19 protein-coding genes and 3 pseudogenes are annotated in these 24,849 nt (G+C 49.0%); 2 read left to right on the forward strand and 20 right to left on the reverse strand.

The features are described 5' to 3' along the window. Positions 1 to 111 precede the first annotated feature (111 nt). The 7 genes from ACZLMD_RS04435 to ACZLMD_RS04465 all read right to left on the reverse strand — a co-directional run bounded on the left by ACZLMD_RS04435 (position 112) and on the right by ACZLMD_RS04465 (position 9,545). Complete coding sequence (locus tag ACZLMD_RS04435; protein WP_484107094.1) at positions 112 to 1,323, reverse strand: AAA family ATPase; 1,212 nt, start codon at positions 1,321 to 1,323, stop codon at positions 112 to 114. A 22-nt stretch (positions 1,324 to 1,345) separates the two neighbouring features. After that, positions 1,346 to 2,182 (reverse strand): tetratricopeptide repeat protein, encoded by an 837-nt coding sequence (locus ACZLMD_RS04440; RefSeq protein WP_022306783.1) that lies wholly within the window; start codon positions 2,180 to 2,182, stop codon positions 1,346 to 1,348. A gap of 13 nt (positions 2,183 to 2,195) precedes the next feature. Beyond that, on the reverse strand, positions 2,196 to 3,464 hold the full coding sequence (locus tag ACZLMD_RS04445) for a DUF5716 family protein (protein WP_118559420.1): 1,269 nt from the start codon (positions 3,462 to 3,464) through the stop codon (positions 2,196 to 2,198). Beyond that, complete coding sequence (locus ACZLMD_RS04450; protein WP_482522981.1) at positions 3,451 to 7,053, reverse strand: DUF5717 family protein; 3,603 nt, start codon at positions 7,051 to 7,053, stop codon at positions 3,451 to 3,453. The genes ACZLMD_RS04445 and ACZLMD_RS04450 overlap by 14 nt, the downstream gene beginning before the upstream one ends. A gap of 210 nt (positions 7,054 to 7,263) precedes the next feature. Continuing rightward, the gene (gene rfbC, locus ACZLMD_RS04455) at positions 7,264 to 7,827 is read right to left on the reverse strand and encodes a dTDP-4-dehydrorhamnose 3,5-epimerase (protein WP_482522982.1); all 564 of its coding nucleotides are present in this window, start codon (positions 7,825 to 7,827) and stop codon (positions 7,264 to 7,266) included. Between the two features lie 60 nt (positions 7,828 to 7,887). After that, the gene (locus ACZLMD_RS04460; RefSeq protein WP_482521453.1) at positions 7,888 to 8,724 is read right to left on the reverse strand and encodes a MerR family transcriptional regulator; all 837 of its coding nucleotides are present in this window, start codon (positions 8,722 to 8,724) and stop codon (positions 7,888 to 7,890) included. Positions 8,725 to 8,744: 20 nt separating this feature from the next. Then, entirely contained in the window at positions 8,745 to 9,545 is an 801-nt protein-coding gene (locus tag ACZLMD_RS04465) for a hypothetical protein (protein ID WP_022306788.1), read from the reverse strand. 303 nt (positions 9,546 to 9,848) lie between these two features. Here ACZLMD_RS04465 and ACZLMD_RS04470 point away from each other — a divergent pair, with 303 nt between their 5' ends. Continuing rightward, a complete protein-coding gene (locus ACZLMD_RS04470; protein WP_482522983.1) occupies positions 9,849 to 11,972 on the forward strand; it encodes a C1 family peptidase in 2,124 nt (707 codons plus the stop codon). A gap of 229 nt (positions 11,973 to 12,201) precedes the next feature. Here ACZLMD_RS04470 and cysS read toward each other — a convergent pair whose 3' ends face one another. The 5 genes and pseudogenes from cysS to ACZLMD_RS04495 all read right to left on the reverse strand — a co-directional run bounded on the left by cysS (position 12,202) and on the right by ACZLMD_RS04495 (position 17,260). Further along, a complete protein-coding gene (gene cysS / locus ACZLMD_RS04475) occupies positions 12,202 to 13,608 on the reverse strand; it encodes a cysteine--tRNA ligase (protein ID WP_489495183.1) in 1,407 nt (468 codons plus the stop codon). A gap of 142 nt (positions 13,609 to 13,750) precedes the next feature. Then, positions 13,751 to 14,455 (reverse strand): annotated as a pseudogene (locus ACZLMD_RS04480) (sulfate/molybdate ABC transporter ATP-binding protein); the annotation flags it as partial. A gap of 34 nt (positions 14,456 to 14,489) precedes the next feature. Next, on the reverse strand, positions 14,490 to 15,377 hold the full coding sequence (cysW, locus tag ACZLMD_RS04485) for a sulfate ABC transporter permease subunit CysW (RefSeq protein ID WP_118559448.1): 888 nt from the start codon (positions 15,375 to 15,377) through the stop codon (positions 14,490 to 14,492). Further along, positions 15,369 to 16,202, reverse strand: a pseudogene (gene cysT / locus ACZLMD_RS04490) (sulfate ABC transporter permease subunit CysT); the annotation flags it as partial. The gene cysW and the pseudogene cysT, both read right to left, overlap by 9 nt. Positions 16,203 to 16,225: 23 nt before the next feature. After that, positions 16,226 to 17,260: a sulfate ABC transporter substrate-binding protein gene (locus ACZLMD_RS04495; RefSeq protein WP_489495184.1), complete on the reverse strand. Its 1,035-nt coding sequence runs from the start codon at positions 17,258 to 17,260 to the stop codon at positions 16,226 to 16,228. A gap of 241 nt (positions 17,261 to 17,501) precedes the next feature. On the opposite strand from ACZLMD_RS04495, the gene ACZLMD_RS04500 reads away from it, so the two are divergent. Further along, complete coding sequence (locus ACZLMD_RS04500) at positions 17,502 to 17,741, forward strand: alpha/beta-type small acid-soluble spore protein (protein ID WP_118559428.1); 240 nt, start codon at positions 17,502 to 17,504, stop codon at positions 17,739 to 17,741. Positions 17,742 to 17,849: 108 nt separating this feature from the next. Here ACZLMD_RS04500 and ACZLMD_RS04505 read toward each other — a convergent pair whose 3' ends face one another. The 8 genes and pseudogenes from ACZLMD_RS04505 to cobA all read right to left on the reverse strand — a co-directional run bounded on the left by ACZLMD_RS04505 (position 17,850) and on the right by cobA (position 24,817). Continuing rightward, positions 17,850 to 18,404, reverse strand: coding sequence for a hypothetical protein (locus ACZLMD_RS04505; RefSeq protein ID WP_489495185.1), 555 nt, complete (start codon positions 18,402 to 18,404; stop codon positions 17,850 to 17,852). Between the two features lie 207 nt (positions 18,405 to 18,611). Then, positions 18,612 to 18,881: an FYDLN acid domain-containing protein gene (locus tag ACZLMD_RS04510; protein ID WP_022306029.1), complete on the reverse strand. Its 270-nt coding sequence runs from the start codon at positions 18,879 to 18,881 to the stop codon at positions 18,612 to 18,614. A 246-nt stretch (positions 18,882 to 19,127) separates the two neighbouring features. Continuing rightward, positions 19,128 to 19,661 (reverse strand): annotated as a pseudogene (locus tag ACZLMD_RS04515) (histidine phosphatase family protein); the annotation flags it as partial. Positions 19,662 to 19,682: 21 nt separating this feature from the next. Continuing rightward, a complete protein-coding gene (locus ACZLMD_RS04520; RefSeq protein ID WP_489495186.1) occupies positions 19,683 to 20,561 on the reverse strand; it encodes a LysR family transcriptional regulator in 879 nt (292 codons plus the stop codon). Positions 20,562 to 20,600: 39 nt separating this feature from the next. Then, positions 20,601 to 20,813 (reverse strand): hypothetical protein, encoded by a 213-nt coding sequence (locus ACZLMD_RS04525; RefSeq protein WP_482521954.1) that lies wholly within the window; start codon positions 20,811 to 20,813, stop codon positions 20,601 to 20,603. 14 nt (positions 20,814 to 20,827) lie between these two features. Continuing rightward, the gene (locus ACZLMD_RS04530) at positions 20,828 to 22,252 is read right to left on the reverse strand and encodes an NAD(P)/FAD-dependent oxidoreductase (RefSeq protein ID WP_482521959.1); all 1,425 of its coding nucleotides are present in this window, start codon (positions 22,250 to 22,252) and stop codon (positions 20,828 to 20,830) included. 112 nt (positions 22,253 to 22,364) lie between these two features. Then, positions 22,365 to 22,967, reverse strand: coding sequence for a bifunctional phosphoserine phosphatase/homoserine phosphotransferase ThrH (thrH, locus tag ACZLMD_RS04535; RefSeq protein WP_022306034.1), 603 nt, complete (start codon positions 22,965 to 22,967; stop codon positions 22,365 to 22,367). A 248-nt stretch (positions 22,968 to 23,215) separates the two neighbouring features. After that, a complete protein-coding gene (cobA, locus tag ACZLMD_RS04540) occupies positions 23,216 to 24,817 on the reverse strand; it encodes a uroporphyrinogen-III C-methyltransferase (protein ID WP_489495187.1) in 1,602 nt (533 codons plus the stop codon). Positions 24,818 to 24,849: the final 32 nt, after the last annotated feature.

Below are 24,849 nucleotides of genomic sequence, written 5' to 3' on the forward strand. Positions count from 1 at the left end.
GTGCTAAGGTGAGAGTGGATTTCTCTGCTTTGTTGTTATATTCTCCGTTGTACATCGGCTGTATTTCAGCACATTTACTGCACAACAAAAATCATATTATCATATGTTTTTTTATTTGTCAAGCACTTCTTTGATGATTTCCGAACCGTTTTCACTGCTTCCAGCCACTTCACGGATCTGCTTTTCATAATCCTCTTTGACTTCGGTGTTATAACGGATCTGCTCACGCAGCTTCTGCCGTCTCTGATTCAGGTCATGACGGATTTCCACCATCTCGCGGTCATCTAAGATTGCGTAGGTCTGCACCAGCCATACCTCGGTGTCGGAAACCTCATGGCGGTCAAGCTGCTGCTGCAATGCATCATTACTCTTAGAAAGCTGCTCGGTGTTTTCCCGGAACCTCCGCTCGTATTCCTTCGCCTTACAGTATTCCCCCCAGAGTTCTTCAAAATCAGCAGCATTTTTCACACCAAACTTTTCACGGTTATAATCAAGCACACTGACATTGTTGACATACTTGATCTTCGTCCTGTTCAACAGCTCCACTGCCTTGTTATATTTTTTCTCGGACAATGTGATCTCGTACCGGTTCTTGTTAGACTCAGTAAAGATCACAACCGCAGATACCGCCGCAAGTGCCAGTGTCCCAATATATGGATAGGTCATGTTGCTGTCCAGATTAAAGTACAGCAATATAAACAGCACGATCAGCGAGCCGATCAGACCGGATATGCCCTTGGCAAGCTTTTTTAAAAAGTCCTGTCTCCCGGCAATCTCTCTCTGATTCTCCTTAATATATGCCTTTTCTGCCTCGAGATGCTTCATATCACTGTCGATCGCCTTCTGGTACATCTCATTCTCATACATTTTCTTGATCTCATCGATCAGCTCGTCCTGATACCGGTCAAACCGCCGCATCTGACGCTCTGTGATCGTGAGTGTCCGGTTCTTATATTGATTTCTCTCCTGCAGCAGACGCTGGATCCGTTTGCAAAGCTCGAGCAGTTTTTCTCTTTCTTCACCTGCAATCCGGTCAATCTTCTGAATGTCCGTCAGGTATTCCGTCACCTGCCCGTATTCTGCACGGGCAATCTCTGTCTGCCGCTCACATTCCCGGATCGACTCGAGACAGGCCTGTACGAAGCGCTTCTGCTCCGCTTTCCCCTTTGGAACCACACGCTCTGCCGCAAGCTCTTTCTCGGAAAGACGTTTCTCTTCTCCAGTCATCTCTTCTGCCACTTCCTGCGAAAGATTCTGCTCCTGTGCATTCTCCTCCGCCCGGAGACTATTTTGCTTTTTCTTTTTCCGATGCCAAAATGCCATCTGTGATAACCCCTCTTTCTACCTATGAAAGCATGCTTTTGCGGTACTCGTCTTTCCACTGAAATACCAGCTCAGCTGCCTGCTTCCGATAAGCTTCATCGCCCTGTTCCTTCATCCGCCGTATCCTTCGCACCACACGGCACTCTCTGCTGTCCACACTCTGTCTGAGTGCCTCCTCATACTGTGCCTCCATGAAGGTCTGCTGTTCTCTTGTCACCCCAAGCTCCTGAATGCGTTTCTGATATTCTTCAGTCCGCCCCGAAAGCTTGAGGCAGTAAAGACAGGATTCCAGTGCCTTCTGATCATTGACATATTCGTAGGATTTCTGGAATGCCTGCGCCGCCTGGCGGTATTCTCCCATGCCTGCCGCCGCTGTTCCCAGCCGGTAATACAGATCTGCATACTCCCCGGACTGCGCATTTAACATATCCGGGCTTTTCAGGATACGCTCATACTCCTGTCTTGCCCGCTCGAGACTGCCGCTTTTCAAATAGGTGTCCGCCTTGATCTTCTGTCTTCCCCTCATCGGCACATTCTGTGTCTGATCCATAATGACGATCAACTCATTGATCTCACTCTCCGTATAATAATCGCAGCTGCAGCACAGCGTAACAACAATATCCTTGAGATTATTGTGATCCTCCCGCATACGGTCAAGCTTATCGGCGGTCTCCTCCATGCCAAGCTCCCCTCGGATCCAGTCCGCGAACCCCCGGTCAAAGACCTCCTCCTGCATCATATAAATATTATTTCTAATGTAATAGCAGACCTCCTCGATGGAATACACCTTCGTCTTCGTCATCGGAAAACAGTAGGGATTCTTCGCAATGACACTGCTGCATAATATTAACTTTCCCATGAAATTCCTCCAATCACAGACTGAGATAACGTTCCCAGATACGATTGCTGGACGGACAATACTCTCCAAAGCCATTATCCTTCAGCGTCACAATGCAGTGAGAAGCATCGGCAAATCGAAGCCTCAGCGTAAAACGCGTCATTTTATTTGGACGCTCGTCAAAGCCCTCCAGCGATAACAGATGTACCGTTGTCTCTCTTCGAAGCACATTCTGTATCGTCAGCTGCAGCTCCTCCTCGTCATCCGTAATAAAATCCACACTGACATCTACATCCTTCCACGGAACTCCTGCTCTGACCAGAGGCAGTTCCTGCATTTTGGCATCCTTATAGACCCGCAGGGAAATGCCGGTGTGGATCATCTCCTGATCCAGAAACAGAAAATCGCTCATCACACCTTCCCCGGCAAACTCCCTCGCCGCAATGCAGGCACCCTTTGTAAACAGATTTCCACCACGAAAAACACGTCTGCCGGTACACAGCTGGCTTAATGCGGTATTGGCCCATTCTCCCTGAAAACCCTCCCCGGTCACATAGATCGTGGAGATCATCTGCTTATGCATCTGTGTGTTGGCAAGATTGACAAACGCATATTCCATCTTGAAGCTGCTGTCATGCTCCATCATATCCCAGTTCAAATTCTGGCTGAGATCGATCTTTTTGACGCCGACAATATACGGAATATTTCTGCGGTCAATATGGATCTGCGAATAAAACAGACCGTCCCTGCCAAACTCAAACAACGCCACATCATTGAGCCACAGCTCTTTCTTCTGGCTGAGTGCATAATACATATAACTCTGCTGGTGCAGCTGAATCACATAGCGTTCCTCGCCGATCCCGATCCTGTTCAATGCCCCCTTGAGCGCATTCACCAGATTGTCCGTTTTATCGGACACTGAGATGACCAGCTTACGGATCGTCTCACTCGGAAAATATTCCTTCAGGCAGCTTAACAGCTTGACAAAAAAACGCACCAGTGCATCGACCGGTTCAAGCTCCATATCTCCTGCCGTGACCTTGTTCTTCTCGGAGATCTGTTTTAACATGTCCCGAAAAAGGTACACCTCTTCGCGCTCTGCTGCCATCAGTGCCTCTGTTCCAAACAGCCACTCTTTCTTGACCGGCTGCCAGGATAAAACGGTTGGGCATTCATATTCTCTCTCTCTTCCAACCAGACGCCCTGCCGGTATCACCTTGTCAATATCCCGTCGATAGCAGGACAACTGTGTGAAATCATTACTCAGATCAACTCCTACCAGTAATTTTCTATCTTCGGTCATTTATTCCTCTGCCTCCATCATCCGGTTTCATCAATAGCTTTACGATCGCCCGTTTCTCTGCATACTCCTGCATCAGATCCAACAGTTCCTCATCTCCGGTATTCTGTCTGGAAAGCATATTGTTTAACATACGGTAACCATTGATGCCTTCCTCTTCACCCATCTGATCCACATAATTTAAGCAGACAGGCTCCGTGCATTTCTCGTTGCCGTCCTCATCAATCTCCAGCACCTGATACTCTACTGTCTCATCCTGAAACAGGATAAAGCCGCGGACACGGATTCCTTCAAACACATCCGGCATCACCTCCGTCACCGTCGGCTGATGCTGTCCGTCCACAATATAGGTGTACCGGATTTTCACCTCATGCGCCGGATCTGCCGTATATTCTACATACTGCTCCTTTAGCAGGGTATCCGGCAGGACAAGCTTATCCTTAAACTTCTGAAAATAAGGAAGAATAATATTCTTTTCGTAGAGCTGATGCAGATTGTAATCCACAAACACAGCCTCCGAGCCGGCAAGCATACCATGATCCGACAAATGCTTCAGCACTGCCAGCAGACACGGCCGGTTCTCCTCGACCTGCACATGTTGGTAGAAGGAAGCGAAAATCTCCTCCGGCAGCGTTTCTCCTTGCACCAGATAGCGATATGCCGCTCTCTTCAAAAAAGCACGGATCAGCTTCCTGTTAAAACCGTTCTCCTCATAGGAAAAGAATACCTGATACGCCTCCGGAACCATCTGATCCGTAAATAGGATCTGTGCCAGAAGTCTCTCTGACAATATCTGGATATTAATCCCGAACTCCCGGCAGGCATTCCAGATCCGCACCATCTCCGGAATCGTCCCGCTGTAATGATCGCACAGATACATCAAGACCGGCTTGTCAAATTCTCCGGCACGAAAAATGTACCACGCAAGCTTCGTGAGTGTGACATCCTCACCGGCACCGACAAAGGCATGACCGGCGATCTTGAGCACACGTTTCGGATCCATACCTTCCCAGCCAAACATCATAAGACCTTCCATGCCTTTTTCATACTTATGACGCACCGCACAATACTCGATAAATTTGCCACGGTCTCTCGACAGAACCTGTTCCCAGTCCATATGCTCCAGTTCCCGGTCCAGAAGCTCCCCCTGAAAATTATCAAAATAATATTGCATTTGTATGGCAAACAGGGATCTCTTCCATTCCGGTTCCAGCCCCGCAATCCCAAGGATCCGTCTGCGCATTCCGGCAATATCCTCTCCGGTGCGGTTTTCACTGACCGCTTTTTCGTACAGATGCAGGAGCACACGCACATTATCTCCGACATACGGAAGGCATTTTACGATCAAATGATCCAGATGCACCATGCGGTGTACCGTATAACCGATCGAGGAGGAATAACGCCTTCCAAGCCGATCCGTCAGGAATATCTGCGGCTGTGCCGTAAACACCGCGATCATCGCTCTGCCATTGACAAAGGCAGCCGTCTCCTCCTGCTGAAGCTGGCGATGACGTACAACGACGCCTGCGATATGCGGATCATCACAGCGGATCTCTCTGGCAAAAAGAATTGCCGGTAATGCAGCAGCAAGCTGCTCATCCACATCCTCCTCGCCGATAAATTCCTCATAGATCACCGCCAGATGATCATTGAGCCTTCCCTGCAAAAGCTGCTCTCTGGCAAACTTTTTCATCGTATCGCAATAGTGATCGTAGGTCGACTTATCGCGGTCCTTATGGCGGATCACATAGGCATAAAGCATCGCCTTCTTAGTCGCATTCAGTTGATTATTATAAGAAAAATAAAGCAATATGCGGTTCGGAAGCACCATATCCGGCGTCTCCTGAAGTGCATAAATATAATTTTCATAAAGATCGGTGATCTTTAAGTTGTGTTCGATTCCCAGAAGGTACCATTTGACATTCTCCGCAGATGCTCTGCGCTCCCGCATCAGAAGCTGGCAGATCATCGTCAGCAGATCATCCGATGGCTGCTCCTCATACATCCGGTACATATCCTGCAGCATGACCCCGGAGAAATCTCTCGTCCGGCTGATCAGATAGGCATAGCGGAACTTTAATTCTTCCTCCAGCATACGGTTTGCAAGTCCCCAGTGAAATACCTGCGCCCTGGCATCGGACAACTCCAGTACAAGCTCCGGCGTACTGTTATAAAGACGGCACAGCTCCAGATACATCAGCGGACTGTGGCAGCCTGCCTCTATCTGCTCTAACACCGCCTCCTGCCGCTTCACGGAAATCTGATACCGTTCATCCATCTGCAATAAAAACCACAGGATCAACCAATGATGGGACTGCGTCCGATAGCATTCCCGGATCTGTTCCAGCGCCCCTGCTCTTTGTGCCGCCTCCGGCTTCCACAGATACATCAGATAATAATAAGAACAGTATAAGAGCGGCTCCTGATTTCGGATTTCTATAAGATTTCCCTCTAACTGGGACATTTCCAGATGAAAGATTTCCTCCATGCCGTTAAGAAGTGCCAGATGGATCCGAAACACTCTGGCAAGCCAGCCGTATTTATCTCTGTCATGCTCCGGCTGATCCTGCTCAGACTGAGCAAGGCTGCCGACATTCTTTTCGACGGATGTGGCATAATCCTTTTCGGATAATTTTCCTGCCTGATAATAGACAAAGCTTTGATACAGGCTGCTGACCGCCTTCTGCTGCGTAATCTTCTCTCTGCGCTCCTCGTCCGACATGCAGTACCGGCGTGCGATCACCCTGATCTCCAGCGTCTGTCGGGCACTGCTGATCGTGATGCGCGCAAAATTGTGTCCAATCGACATGCAATCCGGATTGATCACAAACGGCAGCTCATAGACGTCCCCGGCAAAGTCTGTCGTACGGACACAGGAACGGTCAAAACGCACAAATGCCGCATCCGACTTTACCTCATATTCACCGTAACCCCAGGTGTCCCTGCGAAGTACAAGCTTGTCCGCAAATACTTTCTCGCAGTTCGGGTACTGCAGCTCCCTCTTCTCCACCGTAAGCTGTACCGGTGTTTTCTTATGCGCAGCGATCAGAAACTCCTCTAATGCCATGCTTTTGTCGTTGCCCTTCATGAGACCGTGGTAGCGCTCCAGATATGTCTCCTTATTCTGCAGAAAGATCCTTGCAAAGGACGGACTCTGAAAAAGACGGAGTGCCTCCACATAATGGCTGCGCACCAGCTCCGTAAACTGATTCAGATCGCGGATACGCCCCGCAGAGGTATCACATGCAGGTACGGCAACGTTCACGGTAAATGCAAGCTCCGCCACGCCGCAGTCCGAAAGGATGCGGATCCTTCCGTGGATCACATCTCCCGGCTCACAACAGGTTCCCCGGAAGGCGAAAGAGATTTCATTGTCCGTCCCCTGAAATGCTTCCTTTTCCAGTATCATACTTCCACAATCCGTGCAGACGATCCCCTTCATGCTGCGTCCCGCACTGTTGGAAACCCGGAAGCTTCCCTGCGCGATCTCACCGGCATCCACAGACACAGAAAGTGCAGAAGGCGTCATAATCACCTCCGGCATATGATATTCAAATATTCCCTTTGCATACTGATCGATCTTCTCTTTCATGCTGCCTCCCGTAGCTTACTTGCATACCAAGCATAATTATAAAAATTATACCATTTTGGCAGGGAGCATTTCAAGGGTAATGTCTTGAAAAAGGACAAAAAGGTCTCCGGCTGCTGCCGAAGACCCTGATGATACAAACTATAAAATTGTGTTGCGATACGGATGCAATCATATACATCATTCCATATCCGAAAAACATCGTCCGAGGGATCAATAATCTAATGCGATATCCTCTGAAAATACCGGATGCTTTCCATCCTTCTCGGAAATATTCGGAACGACTCCCTCCGGAATCGGCCACTTTACACCGATCGTCTCATCATTCCACATAATGCCTGCCTCGGAAGAAGGATCATAAAAGTCCGTACACTTATATGCAAACTCTGCTGTATCAGACAATACATAGAAGCCGTGAGCAAAGCCTTCCGGAATATAGAACATGTTCTTCTTCTCTGCGGTCAGTGTCACACCGAACCACTTGCCGTATGTCTTGGAGCCGCGACGGATATCCACTGCCACATCAAAAACCTCACCGCTGAGCACACGGACCAGCTTGCCCTGTGTATGATTCTTCTGATAATGAAGGCCACGAAGCACGCCCTTTGTTGAGCTGGACTGATTGTCCTGTACAAATACCATATCAAGACCAGCTTCCTTAAATGCATTGTAATTATATGTCTCCATGAAGTATCCGCGGTTATCACCAAATACCTTTGGCTGGATCAGATAAAGACCCTCGATCTCACCGCATTTTTCAAATGTAAAATTCCCCATTGTTCTCACCTTTCTTGGTTTTCTCTTGTTTTTCTGTGGCTCATTATACCACTACGGCACTTACTTCGCAAATAATTTTTTCCTCTTCGCCTTTTTTCGTTCTTTTCGCCGCTCCCTGTGGCAAAACTGCGTCACATCCCCCGTATTTTCCTGTGCGGCTGCAATCTCCTTCGCCGCCATTGAAGCATCCCCGTTTTCAGGCTGCATCTGTCCGCCGGAAACGTTTTCTTCCTGTTCCCCCTTGACCTGCTGTAAAATTTCCTTCAGAAGATGAATCTGTTTTTCCTGCAATTCCTCCTTCTGCATCAGAAGATAATTCATCTCCTTCTGCATCCGCACGGAAACCTCCTCACAGATCCGCTGTTCGGACTCCCTGCCGACCTCCTCGACCGAGGACCGGATCATCTGGCGAAGCATTGTCTCAAACTGGCGAAGACGCTCTAATGAAGCCGCCTGCGTCTGTCCATAACGGCTCTGCACCGGCTCCTTCTCCCGGCTCTGCTCCAGTTCATAGCTTTTCTCCTGCCATGTTTTCTGCCGCTTCTCATAACGGTCCCTGGCATGTTCGATCGAGGTGACGGATCCTCTGGCATGCTCCATTGCCTCCCGAAGCACCTCCCCATTCAGCTCCTCCCGAAGCTGATACAGCATCTGCGGATCCATATTCTCCACCCGTTCCAGATCCGGCAGAAGCTTTTTGATCGCCTTAAGCTGAAAACCCTGCTCCTTTAAATCCTTCACAGTCCGTAACAGTTTGATCTCCGAATCCCTGTAAAAGCGATGTCCGAGTTCATTGCGCGGGATCGGCAGTTCCAGTTCCTCCTCCCAGTACCGCAGAACGTGATTTTCCACCTCCAGCATTTTTGATGCATCCGATATCATATATCCCTTTTCCATGTCCATCCTCCATTTTCATTCTACATATATTCTTCTAATATCTCCTCAAACAGCCGCGCCTTTTCCGCCGCTGTCTGTTCGGATAATGCATTCTGTTTTCCGGCGATATCCCGGTCAAGCTTCATTTCCTCCCGGAAGGTTTCCAAAAGCTCCTTTAACTGATTGAGTGCGGAAAGCTTTGCCGCAGCCCCCTCGCCGTTTCCTTCCTCCAGAGCTGCAGCGGTGGCGGCAGCATCCTGCGTATCCTCAAAATATTCCCTGCGATACTGCTTCGTTGCCTCCTGATTGAAATATTCGTTTTCCAGACGCGCCCTCATTGTATTTTCCATGTAATCGATCAACTGGATCCGGAACACCCGCAGACATTTGTGGGTATCAAAAAACAGCTCCGATGCTCCCTGCACGCACAAAAGCAGGAGACTCACAAGCCCCGTCACCCAGAACCATTCTGCCGTCATCCCATAATATCCCGCCAGAAAACAGGAAAGTCCCGTTCCCGCCAGAAGCAGACCCGAAAAATAGTAGCCGGTGTTTTCCCAGGTCTGCAGGGAAAGCCCCAAAAACCGGTAATGATACAGGTAACGGTCCACAAAATTCTCCACATTATGTACACTGATATGCAGCTTATAATACGCTTCAAACTTTGACATCATTGCTTTCATCCAACGGTTTCTCGTTGTCCCCATCTGATTGGAATCCCATAGCAGCTTATGAAACATTCCGTAGCTTACTGCCTTCATCAGAACCGCAAATGCACAGATTCCCATCAGAACAAATAACACATTGTAATTTTCCAGTTGTGCCTTCATATCCATCCTCATTCTTTCCTCCCTTTTCCTCGATGAAATAACCAGCTTCACCCGCCTGTCACAAAAAATAATTTATGGTATTTTCTTTAACAGGAGATTCAAACTGTTTCTTTCATGATAGCGGCAGGAGACGGTTCTGAACAGACGGCATCGCTTGTCATTTTCATGTTTCTTTCGACAAAATGTGATTCCGACATCTTTTTTTCATGTTTCTATGGTAAAATGTATAATATAGAGATTGTGGAAATTGCCCGGCAATGGAGCAATCCGTATCATCACTTGGAATATCATATTTTACAGAAAGGGGGGCTCTTTTTGAAAAAACATACCATTACCGCGGTCCTTATGACCGTCGCCCTTACCGTATCCGGCTTTAACTGCGTTCCTTACACACAGGCATCGGATACCTCCACACTGTCGATCATCCGCCGCATTGATACCAAAGGCACCGGCGGGCTGATCCACTCCCGATACATTGACGAAGACGGCGAAGAGGTTTCTATCGAGACACACTCCTCCAAAACCGGTTCCCGCCGAAAGGCTGCCGCACTCCCGTCAAGCTATGACTCCCGCGAGTACGATCTTGTCACACCGATCCGGAATCAGGGCGTCACCGGAAGCTGCTGGTCCTTTGCAGCTATCAAGGCACTGGAATCCGACAGCATCCGTCAGGCGCTCGTCTCCCTGAATACTGCAGACTTTTCCGAGAGCCATCTGGTCTGGTATGCTTATGATCCTCTGTCCGATATTACGGACAGTCTTTACGGCGACTGTCTGACTGACTCCTCAGATCCGGACAGCTATTATAAGCTCGGCGGTAACGCTTATATTGCCAGCTTCATATTAGCGAACTGGTGGGGTGTGGTATCCGAAAGTGCCGCTCCGTTTTCCGCAGGAAGCTCACAGGAATTAAAGCAGATGGTCAGCGATATGTCCCAAAAACCGGACACATTGCGTACGCAGTCCGAGCTTCATCTGAAGGAAGTAAATTTCTATGATACCAGTGATATTGCCGGCATCAAGAAAGCTGTCATGGAGCATGGTTCCGTTGATATCTCTCTTTATTTTGACAGCTCCAATATGTACCATGATGACACCGTCACCTCTGCCTACGAGCACAAACGTACCGCAGATGACGCCAACCACTGCGTCACGATCATCGGATGGGATGACAGCTTTAATCAGTACTCCCGTGAGGCTCCGGGCAAGGGAGCATGGCTGATCGCCGGAAGCTACGGCGAGAATTACAAGTACAGCACCAATGGCTATTACTGGGTATCCTACTATGATACTTCTCTGTGCGAGGCATGTACCTTCGAGGCAGAACCGGCAGACCGTTATGATACAAATTTCCAGTATGACGGCATTGGCTGGGGCAATATGTTTTATGATTCCTCAGACATTTCCTTTGCGAATATATTCACGAATGATACCGACAATGCCTGCAGCATCGGTGCCGCCGGTTTCTACACCTATACCGATGATCAGCCGTATCAGATTCAGGTATACCGCCATATCACCGGCACCCGCCCGACAAGCGGCACACTGATCTCGCAGTGTACCACTTCCGGGACAGCAAAGCATGCCGGTTACCATACGGTTTCTCTGACCACTCCTGCTGCGATTGCTACCGGCGAGAGCTTCTCACTGGTCATGACCTATTATGCGGGAAACGGTAATCAGGTCTATGTTCCGATCGAGGGATCCAACGATTCCTCTACTCTTGCCACATATCACAGCCGCACAGGACAGAGCTTTCTGTACACAGACGGAAAATGGATGGACAATACATCCTGCACGATCGGACACAAAACCTACAATATGAATAATGTCTGTTTGAAAGCACTGGGAAACAAGATCTCCGGAACGGAATATGATGCCGTGGATAATTGGAAAAACACAGAGGCTCCATCCTCTGCTTCACCATCAGTCACTCCTGCTCAGACCGGTTCGGCTGCGCCGGTGCCTTCCGCCGTTTCCTCCCACGATCCGGCAGCATCACACACCCCGGCAATATCACGTATCCCGGCAATATCACGTACCCCGGCAGTATCACCTGCCCCGGCCGCTTCATCGTCAGCAGCTCCGTCCGGTTCCGCTTCAACATCACCTTCTTCTTCATCCGCTCCGTCTGATCCATCCGTCTCTGACACACAGACGAGTGCCAAAAGCGGAACAGTAACGGTGAAACTGAAGAAGAAAACCATCCGGATCAAAAAGGGACGTTCTAAAAAGCTGCCGATCATCGTAACCCCTTCCGGTTCATACCGGAAGCTGACCTTTCAGAGCAAAAACAAACGGATCGCATCCGTCAACAAGAAGGGAAAAGTTAAAGCAAAGAAAAAGGGAACAACAAAGATTACGATCCGGCTTCCGAACGGCAAAAAGAAAACGATTAAGGTGATTGTCATGCGTGCGGCGCGCAAAAAGGCAAAGTGATAACACCTTCCTAATACGGTAAGAACAAAGTGGGCTTGCCCACTTTGCGCGTCACCGCACAATTGCTTATGCAATCTTCCTCTGTGCGGTGATCGCATCCTCGCGGAGCTTTTTGACATTATAGGAAACTTGTTGTTTCCTATAATGTCAAAAAACGGAGATTTCTCCCGGGCTTTCGCCCGGAAGAAATCTCCGTTTTATTAATCATAGGGAATGACCCTTGTTCTATTTACACCAGGCTCCATACGGTTCCCTCACGGGTATCCTTGATCGCAATCCCCTTGTCCAGAAGCTCCTGACGAATCGCATCCGCCTTTGCAAAATCCTTTTCCTTTCTGGCTGCCTGACGCTCGGCGATCTTCTCCTCAACAAATGCTGCAAGTGCATCGTCCGCCTGATTCTCTTCCTCCTCTAGGGTCAGATCAAGAGAGAATACCTTATCGAAATCCTCAACCAGATAACGCTTCGTTGCATCGCTGATATCTGCCTTTAAAACATCATACAATACCGTCAGGGCCTGAGAGGTATTGATATCGCTTCCCATTGCCTCTGCAAATGCATCCTGATAAGATGCTGCTGCCGCCAGATCCGGCTCACCATCCTTCGACAGTGCTGCCACACGCTTGCGAAGCTTCTCGTATGCCACCTTGGAATTATCTAACACATCGTATGTGAACAAAAGAGGCTTGCGGTAATGTGACTGAAGACAGAAGAAACGGTATACCAGAGGGTTGTAACCCTTCTCCTCCAGAAGAGAAACCGTCAAAAACTCGCCCTTGGACTTACTCATCTTGCCGGACTTGTCATTCAGATGCTGTACATGGAACCAGTAGTTACACCACTTGTGTCCCAGATAAGACTCACTCTGCGCGATCTCATTGGTGTGATGCGGAAAGATATTGTCCACTCCACCGCAGTGAATATCCAGATATTCGCCCAAATGCTTCATGCTGATGCAGGAGCACTCAATATGCCAGCCCGGATAGCCAACACCCCATGGACTGTCCCATTTCAGCTCCTGATCCTCGAACTTAGACTTGGTAAACCAGAGAACAAAGTCTGTCTTATTGCGCTTGTTCTCATCCTCCTCAACGTCATCACGCACACCAACCTGAAGATTCTCCTCATTCTGACCGGAAAGAACATAGTACTCTTTAAGCTTACTGGTATCGAAATAAACATTGCCGCCTGCGACATATGCATATTCCTTCTCCAACAGCACCTCGATCATATGGATAAATTCCGGAATACAGTTGGTTGCAGGCTCTACAATCTCCGGAATCTTGATATTTAACTTCTCGCAATCTGCGAAAAATGCCTTGCGGTAGAACTCTGCAATCTCCATAACGGACTTGTGCTCACGCTTTGCACCGGCAAGCATCTTATCCTCTCCGGTATCTGCATCGCTCGTCAGATGTCCGACATCCGTAATGTTCATACAACGCTTCACATCATATCCCGCATATCCCAGATACTTCTCCAGAACATCCTCCATCATATAGCTGCGGAGATTACCGATGTGGGCGAAATGATATACGGTCGGTCCACAAGTGTACATCTTCACCTTGCCCTCTTCGATCGAGTGGAACGGCTCCACCTTCTTCGATAATGTATTATAAAGTGATAATTCTCTCATGACTATGTCCTTTCCTTTCCAAAATACTGCATGCTTCGGATTGCAGTCATCATTTTTCTTTTAGAATCTCACTCTATACTGTACAGGATTTTTGCCATTTCTTCAAGTCCTACTTTGCCGCCATCAACGCCTCATAGCGTGCAGAATCTATAAATTCATCCACAAACGCCGTTGCCGGATGCAGACAGATCTCCTCCGGTGTGCCGATCTGCTCAACTCTACCCTCGTTGGTGACAATGATCGTGTCTGCCACCTCCATCGCTTCCTCCTGGTCATGCGTCACAAATATGCTCGTCACACCGACCTGACCGATCATTTCCTTCAGCCAGTTTCTAAGCTCCCGCCGCACCTTTGCATCGATCGCCGCAAACGGCTCATCCAACAGAAGCAGATGCGGGTTCGGTGCCAGTGCTCTTGCAAAGGCAACTCTCTGTCGTTGACCACCGGACAGCTGGTGCGGATATCTTTTTCCAAGATCCTTCATCGAGGTCAGCTCCAAAAGCTCATCCACCCGCTCTTTGATCTCCTTTTTGCTCTTTTTCTGGATCTCCAGTCCAAACGCAATATTCTTCTCCACAGTCATATAACGAAACAGCGCATAATTCTGAAATACGAAGCCGATCCCCCGCCGGCTTCCCGGAATCTCATTGATCCGTTTCCCCTCTACCAGAATATCTCCGTCATCCGGACGGTCCAGTCCGGCGATCATGCGGAGAATCGTTGTCTTACCGCTGCCACTCGGACCGAGCAGAGCCGCCAGATGACCTTTTTCTATGCCGAAGGACACATCTCTTGACGCATGAAAGCCGTCAAAGGTTTTATTGATATCTTTCATTTCTACATACATAATTTATCCCTTTTTCCTTTCTCCGACAGCCCTCTTACACTGCTTCGGATGCATTTTTACCGCTTATCTCCACGATCAGGGTGCGGATCACAAGGATCACGACCGCCATGATCACAAGAAGCGAAGATACTGCAAATGCCGCCGTTGTATTAAACTCATTGTAAAGAATCTCCACATGCAGCGGCAGAGTATTCGTAACGCCACGCAGATGACCGGAAATTACGGAAACTGCGCCAAACTCTCCCATTGCTCTTGCTGTACACAGAACGATGCCGTATAACAGCGCCCATTTCATATGGGGAAATGTGATCCTTGAAAAGATTCTCCATTTACCGGCACCCATCAGTGCCGCCGCTTCCTCCTCGTCTGTCCCCTGACTCTGTAAGACCGGAAGCACCTCCCGGAATACAAACGGAAAGGTTACAAATATCGTTGCCAGAATGACACCCGGCACCGCAAATACAATCTTGATATCATGCGCCTGCAAAAATCCTCCCATCCATCCCAGATTGCCGAAGGTCAGGCTGAACACCAGACCGGCGATGACCGGTGAGATGGAAAACGGAATATCAATCAGTGTCGCAAGCACCTGTCTGCCACGGAAATAATATTTCGAAATCAGAAGGGAAGCAAAGATGCCAAAGATCGTATTGACCACCACGGCTGACACGGTCGCAAGCACGGTCAGGCGCAGCGCCTTGATCGTGTACTCGTCAAGCACCGCCTGAAGATAGGCATTCCAGCCATCCTTTAACGCACTTGTTACCACAAGGATCAAAGGCAGAACCATCATCACCGCCATAAATAAAACGGCTGTCCCGATTAGTCCCCATTTCACGGCACTGTGGCTGTCCTTATCATAGGCTTCGACCACCTTTTTCAGAGAACCGCCATTCTCTGCTCCCCCCTGAAAGCGCTGCATATACACCTGAACAGAATTGATCAGCAGCATGATCACAAACGAAAGGATCAAAAGTACCACAGCAATTGCCGTCGCATCATTATACTTATACTGCTCTAACTTCGACATAATAAGAAGCGGTGCGATCTGTGTCTTATACGGAATATTTCCCGCAATAAAAACAACACTTCCGTATTCTCCGACCCCTCTTGCAAGAGCAAGCCCAAAGCCTGCTAACGCCGCCGGAAAAAGCTCCGGCAGTATAACCTTGAAAAAGGTTCTTGTTCTACCGGCTCCAAGCATCTGTGCTGCCTCCTCGCAGCTTCGGTCAAGCTTGACAAGCACCGGCTGCACGCTGCGCACAACAAACGGAATACCGATAAAGATCATCGCGATCGTAATTCCGGCACGGGTATAAGCAATCTTGATCCCCGCCTTGGCAAACAACGCTCCTACCCATCCCTGATCGGAATATAATGTTGTCAGCGAGATGCCTGCTACCGCTGTCGGCAGCGCAAAGGGAAGCTCGATCATTCCGTCCAGCAGTCTCTTGCCCGGAAACTCGTAGCGCACTAACACCCATGCGAGGATCACTCCGAACACCACATTGATCAACGCCGCTGTCAGTGCGCAGGAAAGACTGACCGCATAACCGGACATTACCTGCTTCGAAGTTACCACCGCAAAAAACTGTGCCGGGCTTAATTTGCCGGCTGACCAGATAATGGAAGCGAGCGGGATCAACACCAGACAGCTAAGCATTGACAATGTCACACCAAGCGTCAAACCAAATCCCGGTATTACCCGGACCCCATGGGGATTTTTCTTTTTTATGATTCCCTGCATTTTCGTTCCCCCGTTCCCATGATTTATTCACTGTAAATCTGATCGAACACGGCACCATCATCAAAATAGTCCTTGAATGCCTGATCCCAGCCGCCAAAATCATCAATAGTTACCAGATTCATGTCCAGATTAAACTGATCCGAAAACTCCTTTAAGATCTTCTCATTCGATGGACGATAATAATTCTCCCCGGCAAGACGCTGTGCATCGTCGGAATACAGATAGTTCAGATACTCCCTGGCAACCTCCTCGGTTCCGCGCTTCTTTGCCACAGAATCCACGACTGCCACGGATGGCTGCGCCAGAATACTGATGCTTGGCGTCACGATCTCATAGTCGTCCGGATACTCTTCCATCGACAGATATGCTTCGTTCTCCCAGGCGATCAGAACATCGCCCTGACCTTTTTCTACAAATGTAGAGGTTGCTCCTCTGGCTCCGGAATCCAGTACCAGCACATTCTGATACAGCTTCTTCATAAACTTCTTGATCTGTTCCTCATCGTTGTCAAACTGCTCTCTGGCATACGCCCATGCTGCCAAGAAATTCCAGCATGCACCACCTGAGGTCTTCGGATTCGGCGTGATCACGTCCACACCGGTTCTGATCAGATCGTTCCAGTCATGAATATCCTTATCGTTGCCCTTACGCACCAGAAAAACAATTGTTGAGGTGTACGGTGAACTGTCCTTGTCAAACTCATCCATCCAGCCGTCCTCGATCAGACCGGAGTCCTGAATTGCCGTGATATCATGTGCCAGTGCCAGCGTCACAACATCCGCCTCGTTGCCCTCGATCACGGAACGTGCCTGGGAACCGGAGCCGCCGTGAGATGCGGTAACCTTAACGGTCTGTCCTTTCTCCTTCTGCCAGTGCTTCTGGAACAGCTCATCATATGCTGCATAAAACTCTCTGGTCGGATCGTACGAAACATTTGTGATCGTTATCTCCTTTGCGTCCTTAGAAGCAGTCTCTTTATTTTGTCCACTGCAGCCGGTAAGCACCGTCCCTGCTGCCACAACGGTTGTTAACAATAATGCGATTAATTTATTTTTCATCTGTGATTTCCTCCATTTCATTATTTCAATCGATTGATTTAGGCATAGTATATGCTCCCCGAAGCAAAAAAGCAATAACATATTCCAAATTATTTATGAATCCATATGTAAATCAATATGTTTCATTAAAAACCCATACGGGAACACTTATGATGATAACAATCCGGATTTATCCCGGATAACGATTTCATGCCTGCGCACCCCCGGATTCACAGGCATTCGGAAAGGTATGGTGATCCACATGATCAAAAAAGAAAAACCGGAAATCAAGACAATGGACGATGTCCGTCTTCTGCCCCGCGAGGAACAGACCAAATGGGAGATTGCAAACGAGCTTGGCTACTTTGACAAGATCGTAGCCTCAGGCTGGAAATCCCTAACCAGCCGCGAAAACGGACGCATCGGCGGCGTTTTGTCCGCCCGTGCCAAAAAGAAGGAGTCCGTAAATAGCACAAAAAATGAGCCGGAACACGGGAAATAACCCGCCTCCGGCTCAGTACCATCCAATTTAATCCACAAAATATCAGTAGTACTTTTTCGGAAAATCCCAGCTTACAAAATACCGGCAATCTCCTCAAAAAATCGCGCTTTATAATATATTCGCGATATTCTCCCGGTTGCCCGGCATAAACAAAAACGGAAGTTTGCGCGACTCGTCGCCGTAAATATACCTGGCATAGCGTCTGCACATTGTCTCATATGTCTCTGAGGTATACTTGACGTTCAACGCTCTCGCCATGCGGTGAAGCACAAGCGGCGCAATGCAGTGTCCCCAGAGCTCACCGTCTCCCTGATTGAACATCTCCGGTGTGATCGTCATCCGTTCCTTCGTCCGGTCATTGACCACCTCCAGACGGACAAAATCATTGTCCGGATCCACCGAACACTCAAGCACACAGACATCCTCACCCTGACGCACCGTTACGAGTTCTGCAAGTGCCCCCGATACCTCGCCGATCGTTAGGATCTCCTCGTTCTTAGCTCTGCCATCGTTAAAACGAAGCATCTCCAACAGCTTGTCAATGCTCGCCTGATTGAGAACAGAGCTGTCAACCGCCCCTCTCTTATCACTGATAAATTCGATCAATGTATCAATTTCCGACTGCGAAAGCAGCGAAAAATCCTGATTCTGTGCATTTTCCATAATTCTTCCTCCTTTCAGTTCCGTATCGTCTGCCTGTGTCTCCTGACACGATTCGATTCTGTATCATATGTAAATGATAATGGGCTCAAAAGGTATTTGACCCTTGCATCATATAAATGATTCTTTTCCTTAAAACGCTTTCATATACACATCATGATAGCACGGATCTGACCCTGCCGCAAGGATTTCCTTCCCCTTACGAAGGCGTTATATCCAGTTATAATCTCCACCGGTGACCGCCAGACTCAGGAGCTGATCATACTTCTCGATCTCTTCCTCTCCCTCAAGCATCTTCACCAGCTTTGCATCCTCACTGATCTGTGGCATTTCTTCGTCCGGTCCGATCTCCATATCCGGCTCTTCTCCACAATACGGGCACACAAGAACCGGTCCGATCTTAATGTCAAGAAAACGATTTCCACAGCTTTTACATTCATAATAACCACAGCGTGTGGTTCCATCCGGCACATAAAACATATCTCATCTTCCTTTCTCTGTCGCATGCAGCGTTTTATCGCTGCCGATCACTACCCTTGCTCCCTCGTCAAGCTTCCGCTGATACATCATGGCGTCCTCCATCTCAAGAACCCGTTCCATCCCCTGCTCATCCTTAAGATAGACCTTCACCATCGGAACATAGCCCTCCGGTCGTCCCTCACATCCAAAATCAGCCTCCTCGATCCGGGTGATCGTATATATTGTCTGTTCTTCTTCCGTACAAAGATCAAATTCCAGCAGGGAACAGTTGTCGATTCCGAATGCCGCAAATTCCTCATTGGTCATTTCCCGAAAATAGGACTGCACAATTCTTGCAATACCGTTATGCGCCACCAGAAGATAAGTCCTGCCCGACGGATCATGCTTAATCTCATCCAGCAGATTGTAGATCCTCTGTGCCATCTGAAGCATCGACTCCCCACTGCCAAAATGATTGATAAAACATGCCTTTGCCCGGCGAAATTCCTCGCCATTCCGGGCAGTCCCCTCATATATTCCGAAATTCTGCTCCTTCAAACGCGGCTCCTCGCGCATCGGGATTCCTGTTTCCTCGCTGATATGACGGGCGGTTTCTGCTGCACGCACCAGTGGCGAATAAAGAATCTCATCAATTGCATAGCCACCCTCTCGGATCAATTTGCCGGCAGCCACCGCCTGCTCATGTCCCAGCGGCGTCAGCGCAATATCCGTGGCACCGCAGATCTTATTTTCCACATTCCAGAAGGTCTGTCCATGTCTCGTAAAATATAATTTCTTCATGTTATTCTCCGTTTCTCTCTGTCATCCTTTTATGTCCTCAAGCATGTCAAAAAACTCCTGCATCGTCGGTGAAACAAATTTATTTTCATGATAGATCAACGAATAATGACGCTTCAGATCCAGATCGCGGATCGTGAACGAAGCGATCTGATGCATGCGAAGCTGCTTCTCCAGCATTCGTTTCGGCAGGATCGAAATCCCAAGCCCGATCGAAACCGCATTGATCAGTGCCGCGGTACTGGTGCTCTCCCAGGCCGGCTTGATCTGAAAGTTCTTCAGCGCAAAGCTGGAATCCGCAAGCTGACGCGTACCACTGTTTGGCTCACGCATCAGGAAATGTTCTTTCTTAAGACTGTCAAGTTCGATATCCTCGGCACCGGCAAGCGGATGAAAACGACTGCAGACCGGCACAAGCTCATCATCCAGAAACACAGAGGACTTAAGCTTCTCCGAATGCACTGAGCCCTCGATCAGCGCAAAGTCCAGATGATTCTCCAATATATTCTGTTCGATCACATCCGAGCTGTCGACCTTAACGTAAAGCTCCAGCTCCGGATACTTCTTGGAAAAGCGGTTGATCAGCTGCGGCAGAATGCAGGAACCGATACTGATACTGGAACCGATCCGAAGTCTTCCTGAGGTATCCCAGTTTTTCATTTCAGCATCCATCTCATCATACAGGGACAAAAGCCTTGCCGCACTCGGATAAAGCCTTGTTCCCGCAGACGTCACACGGATTCCGCGCCCGCTTCGCTCAAAAAGCTTTGTGTGATAATATTCCTCCATCTCGCGGATCGCAAGGCTTGTCGCCGGCTGCGTCATATGAAGCTTCTCCGCCGCCCGCGTAATGCTCTCCTCCTGATAAACCGTCACAAATATCCTGATATGCTTTAGTGTCATGTTAAATCAACATTCCTTTCTCCGGCCGGCAGATTTTCTTTACTGCAGCTCGATCTTACATTCATACTTATTGCAGAAGGCAGTCGAATTCATTTCATAATTCTTTTTCAGGCACATTTTCTTACAGTGATCGTCAAATTTCCAGGTATTAGACCGTGGATTCTTCGGCTCGATCGCACTGTTCGTCGGATCGTACCAGTATTTGCAAAATGCACATCGTTTTGCCGTTTTCAGATTAAGAACCATACTCATGATCATTCCTCCCCTTACGCTATGTTGTCTGCTGACTCCTCGCCGATAATGTGTCTTGCCACATACACACCGCTTGCCGATGCATGTGACAGAGAATGTGTCACGCCGCTGCCGTCACCGATCACATAAAGTCCCCTATGACAGCTCTCAAGGTTTTGATCCAGCTCTACCTCCATGTTGTAGAACTTGACCTCCACACCGTATAACAGCGTGTCGTCATTGGCGGTACCCGGAGCAACCTTATCCAATGCATAGATCATCTCGATAATTCCGTCCATGATACGCTTCGGCAGGACAAGACTTAAATCGCCCGGTGTTGCGGAAAGTGTCGGCGTTACCAGATTCTCATTAATACGCTTCTCGGTGCTTCTCCTTCCACGGACCAGATCACCAAAGCGCTGCACGATCACACCGCCGCCCAGCATATTGGAAAGTCTCGCGATACTCTCGCCGTAGCCGTTGCTGTCCTTAAACGGTTCTGAAAAATGCTTTGCCACCAGAAGCGCAAAGTTCGTATTGTCTGTTTTCTTCTCGTTGCCTTCATAGCTGTGACCATTGACCGTAATGATCCCGTTGGTATTTTCATTGACCACGATACCGTTTGGATTCATACAGAAGGTGCGCACACGATCCTCAAACTTCTCGGTGCGGTAAACGATCTTGCTTTCATATAATTCATCTGTCAGATGTGAGAAAATCACAGCCGGAAGCTCCACACGCACACCGATATCCACACGATTCGATTTCGTTGGAATGCCAAGCTCCCCGCAGACCTTTTCCATCCATTTGCTTCCGCTTCGCCCAACCGACACGATACATTTATCACAGTCGTAGCTTTCCTTGTTCTCGCAGACGATCCGATAGCCGCCATCAATCTCCCGAATCGTCTCGACCGGTGTATCAAAATAAAAGTCCATATGATCCTTCATCTTCTCGTACAGGTTGCCAAGCACGATGTAGTTGATATCCGTTCCCAGATGGCGAACCGATGCATCCAGAAGATTCAGTTTGTTCTGCAGACAAAGCTTTTTGAACTTCGTTCCTGCGGTGGAATAAAGCTGCGTTCCCTCGCCGCCGTTCTCCATATTGATCTCGTCCACATACTGCATCAGCTCCACTGCCTGCTCCTTGCCAATGTACTCATACAACGTGCCGCCGAAATCGTTGGTAATGTTATATTTTCCATCCGAAAATGCCCCGGCTCCGCCAAAACCGCACATGATCGAGCAGCGCTTACAGCCTACACAGCTCTTGATCTTTTTGCCGTCAATCGGACATTTTCTCTTCTCGAGAGAATAGCCCTCCTCAAATACAGCCAACTTTAAATCCGGCTTCTTTTTCATCAGCTCATATGCTGCAAAAATGCCTCCCGGACCAGCCCCAATTATTATCACATCATATCTCATACGCCAAGTTCCTTTCTCCTGATAATTCTCTATCAGTATACAACATTTTCGTCATTATGAACACCATAAAAAGGTCACAAAAAAAGAAGCGTACACCGACAGATCTGCCAATGCACACTCCTTATCCTACAGCCTTTATACTTCCTTATCCGAGTGCTTTCTTGATCGCAGCAAGCAGCTCATCATATGTCTCATATGCCGGGAGCTCCGGATGATCTGCCTTGATCTGATCGGTACTCTTAAACAGGAAACCGGCCTTACTTGCCTCGATCATGCCAAGGTCATTGTGGCTGTCACCGCTGGCGATCGTATCATATCCGATGGACTGCAGTGCCTTTACGGTTGTGTACTTTGACTTCTCGCAGCGCATCTTAAAGCCGGTGATCTCTCCGTCCGGAGCAACCTCCAGAGAATTACAGAAAATTGTCGGCCAGCCCAGCTTCTTCATCAGTGGACTTGCAAACTGTGTGAAGGTATCGCTGATAATAATCACCTGTGTGATGGAACGAAGCTCGTCCAAAAACTCCTTTGCGCCTGGGATCGGATCGATCTTTGCGATCGTCTCCTGAATCTCCTTGAGTCCAAGACCATGCTCCTTGAGAATGCCCAGACGCCATGTCATCAGCTTATCGTAATCCGGCTCATCTCTCGTTGTTCTTTTCAGTTCAGGAATCCCACTTGCCTCTGCAAATGCGATCCAGATCTCCGGTACTAATACTCCCTCTAAGTCCAAACATACAATATCCATTTTCATCCTCATTTCTGCACACGTTGTTGTAATTGTCAGAGACCGTCTGTGTGCCGGACATATCATCTCTGTTTAATTATGGTAAAATCTTACAGCGCAACGCACAACAGATACGAAGCATCCGTATTTTGCAGTTATTATAGCACAAACCTATTCCTCTATACAATGATGCTCTGGAGAAAAATTTAATTTGCAATATGCACCGTTTGCCGGCACAAATTTTTCCGGCACATCCTTTGTCCGCAGCCTCAGGTTGGAGGTATTGACACATGAATCTCTGTTTCTGTCCTTCCGGTTTCATTTTCCGGTCTGCCCTTATGAATCTGCATCTGATCCATAAAAACCACCGCTTCCACCAGCGAATCCTCGTCCGCCTGCTCTGCCACCTGTGCCGCGATCCCATACCGGCGTGCTTCTTCTTCCGTGCGCTCTCCGATGCAGACCACCCGCATCCGGGCACGGACATCCGGAGTCATCTTCTTTACGGTTCCCCGCACAGTCGAAGCACTTGTAAATACAAACACCGCACGCTCATCCTCCGCAAGTGTCTCCATAGCAGTAAGATCAAATCCTGCATTCTCCGATTCACGATCCACCGCCTCCGTCCGGTAGATCGCGATATCGTCCACCGGATGAATGAAATCCTTCTGCAGCCTTGCAAGAAGATCCGGAGAACCTGCCTCCGCTCTGGCGATCAGTATCTTTTCCGCAGCTCCCGCCTGCTTTGCCAGCGCATCGCCTAACGCCGCGGCAGAATATTCTTCCTGTGGGATCAGATCCGGATAGAGCCCGTGCTGCTCAAGCTGTCTTGCCGTCCCGGAGCCAATCACTGCGATCTTAATCGCTGATAATCTTCGTATATCAAAATGATATTCCAGACACCGTTCAAAAAACACATCTATCCCGGACGGACTTGTAAAAACAAGCCAGCCATACTGTTCGATCTGCTCGAGTGCCGCCTGCAGTCTATCTGTCTCCGAAATCGGGCAGATCCGGATCGATGGCAGCTCAAGCACCTCTGCACCCAGAGTACGAAAACGTTTTGAGAGCCGTTCCATCCGTTGTCTCGGTCTGGTCAAAACCACCTTTGTCCCTGCTAACGGAAGCTTTTCGAGCCACGCAAACTCCTCCGCCAGCGCACAGACCTTTCCGATTACCAGGATTGCCGGTGTCGGGAGCTTCTCCTCCTGCATTCTCTGCGGCAGTTCAGACACGTTGGACACAAGACGTCTCTGTCCTGCCGTTGTCCCCTGTGACAGGAGAGCTGCCGGCATCTGCGGATCCATTCCGGCGTCAATAAGTCCCCAGCAGATTTCCGGTGCTGCTGCCACACCCATCAAAAAGACAAGCGTTCCATTCATCCGGCAAAGTGCCTCATAATCCAACCGAAGCGGCTGCCCCTGTCGTTTATGCCCGGTAATAATATGCAGAGAGGAGCAGTAATCCCTGTGCGTCACCGGAATGCCATTGTATGCCGGAACCGCCAGTGCCGATGTAACTCCCGGCACCACCTCATAATCAATGCCACCGCGGATCAGCTCCTCAATCTCCTCGCCGCCTCTGCCAAACAAAAAAGGGTCGCCTCCCTTTAAGCGGACTACGTTCTTCCCCTGCTTTGCAAGCCTGACAAGACACTGGCTGATCTCCTCCTGTGGCATGGCATGATGGGAAGAACGTTTTCCCACATAGATCTTGTCCGCCTCCTCCGGAAGCTTCGCAAGGATCGCCTGTCCCACCAATGCATCATAAACGATCACATCTGCCTCCTGAAGCACACGCACCGCCTTCTGTGTCAACAGCTCTGCATCTCCCGGACCGGCTCCCACCAGCCAAACCTTTCCCTGTTCCATTCTGATTCCTCCTGCTTTTCTTCGGACAATTG

Source organism: Jutongia sp., assembly GCF_057878315.1.

What these genes read in the sequence shown, in the direction of transcription:
- ACZLMD_RS04435 (WP_484107094.1), bottom strand. Translation starts at nt 1,323, where the DNA reads ATGGCATTTTGGCATCGGAAAAAGAAAAAGCAAAATAGTCTCCGGGCG.
- ACZLMD_RS04440 (WP_022306783.1), bottom strand. Translation starts at nt 2,182, where the DNA reads ATGGGAAAGTTAATATTATGCAGCAGTGTCATTGCGAAGAATCCCTAC.
- ACZLMD_RS04445 (WP_118559420.1), bottom strand. Translation starts at nt 3,464, where the DNA reads ATGACCGAAGATAGAAAATTACTGGTAGGAGTTGATCTGAGTAATGAT.
- ACZLMD_RS04450 (WP_482522981.1), bottom strand. Translation starts at nt 7,053, where the DNA reads ATGAAAGAGAAGATCGATCAGTATGCAAAGGGAATATTTGAATATCAT.
- rfbC (WP_482522982.1), bottom strand. Translation starts at nt 7,827, where the DNA reads ATGGGGAATTTTACATTTGAAAAATGCGGTGAGATCGAGGGTCTTTAT.
- ACZLMD_RS04460 (WP_482521453.1), bottom strand. Translation starts at nt 8,724, where the DNA reads ATGGAAAAGGGATATATGATATCGGATGCATCAAAAATGCTGGAGGTG.
- ACZLMD_RS04465 (WP_022306788.1), bottom strand. Translation starts at nt 9,545, where the DNA reads ATGAGGATGGATATGAAGGCACAACTGGAAAATTACAATGTGTTATTT.
- cysS (WP_489495183.1), bottom strand. Translation starts at nt 13,608, where the DNA reads ATGAGAGAATTATCACTTTATAATACATTATCGAAGAAGGTGGAGCCG.
- cysW (WP_118559448.1), bottom strand. Translation starts at nt 15,377, where the DNA reads ATGCAGCGCTTTCAGGGGGGAGCAGAGAATGGCGGTTCTCTGAAAAAG.
- ACZLMD_RS04495 (WP_489495184.1), bottom strand. Translation starts at nt 17,260, where the DNA reads ATGAAAAATAAATTAATCGCATTATTGTTAACAACCGTTGTGGCAGCA.
- ACZLMD_RS04500 (WP_118559428.1), top strand. Translation starts at nt 17,502, where the DNA reads ATGATCAAAAAAGAAAAACCGGAAATCAAGACAATGGACGATGTCCGT.
- ACZLMD_RS04505 (WP_489495185.1), bottom strand. Translation starts at nt 18,404, where the DNA reads ATGGAAAATGCACAGAATCAGGATTTTTCGCTGCTTTCGCAGTCGGAA.
- ACZLMD_RS04510 (WP_022306029.1), bottom strand. Translation starts at nt 18,881, where the DNA reads ATGTTTTATGTGCCGGATGGAACCACACGCTGTGGTTATTATGAATGT.
- ACZLMD_RS04520 (WP_489495186.1), bottom strand. Translation starts at nt 20,561, where the DNA reads ATGACACTAAAGCATATCAGGATATTTGTGACGGTTTATCAGGAGGAG.
- ACZLMD_RS04525 (WP_482521954.1), bottom strand. Translation starts at nt 20,813, where the DNA reads ATGAGTATGGTTCTTAATCTGAAAACGGCAAAACGATGTGCATTTTGC.
- thrH (WP_022306034.1), bottom strand. Translation starts at nt 22,967, where the DNA reads ATGGATATTGTATGTTTGGACTTAGAGGGAGTATTAGTACCGGAGATC.
- cobA (WP_489495187.1), bottom strand. Translation starts at nt 24,817, where the DNA reads ATGGAACAGGGAAAGGTTTGGCTGGTGGGAGCCGGTCCGGGAGATGCA.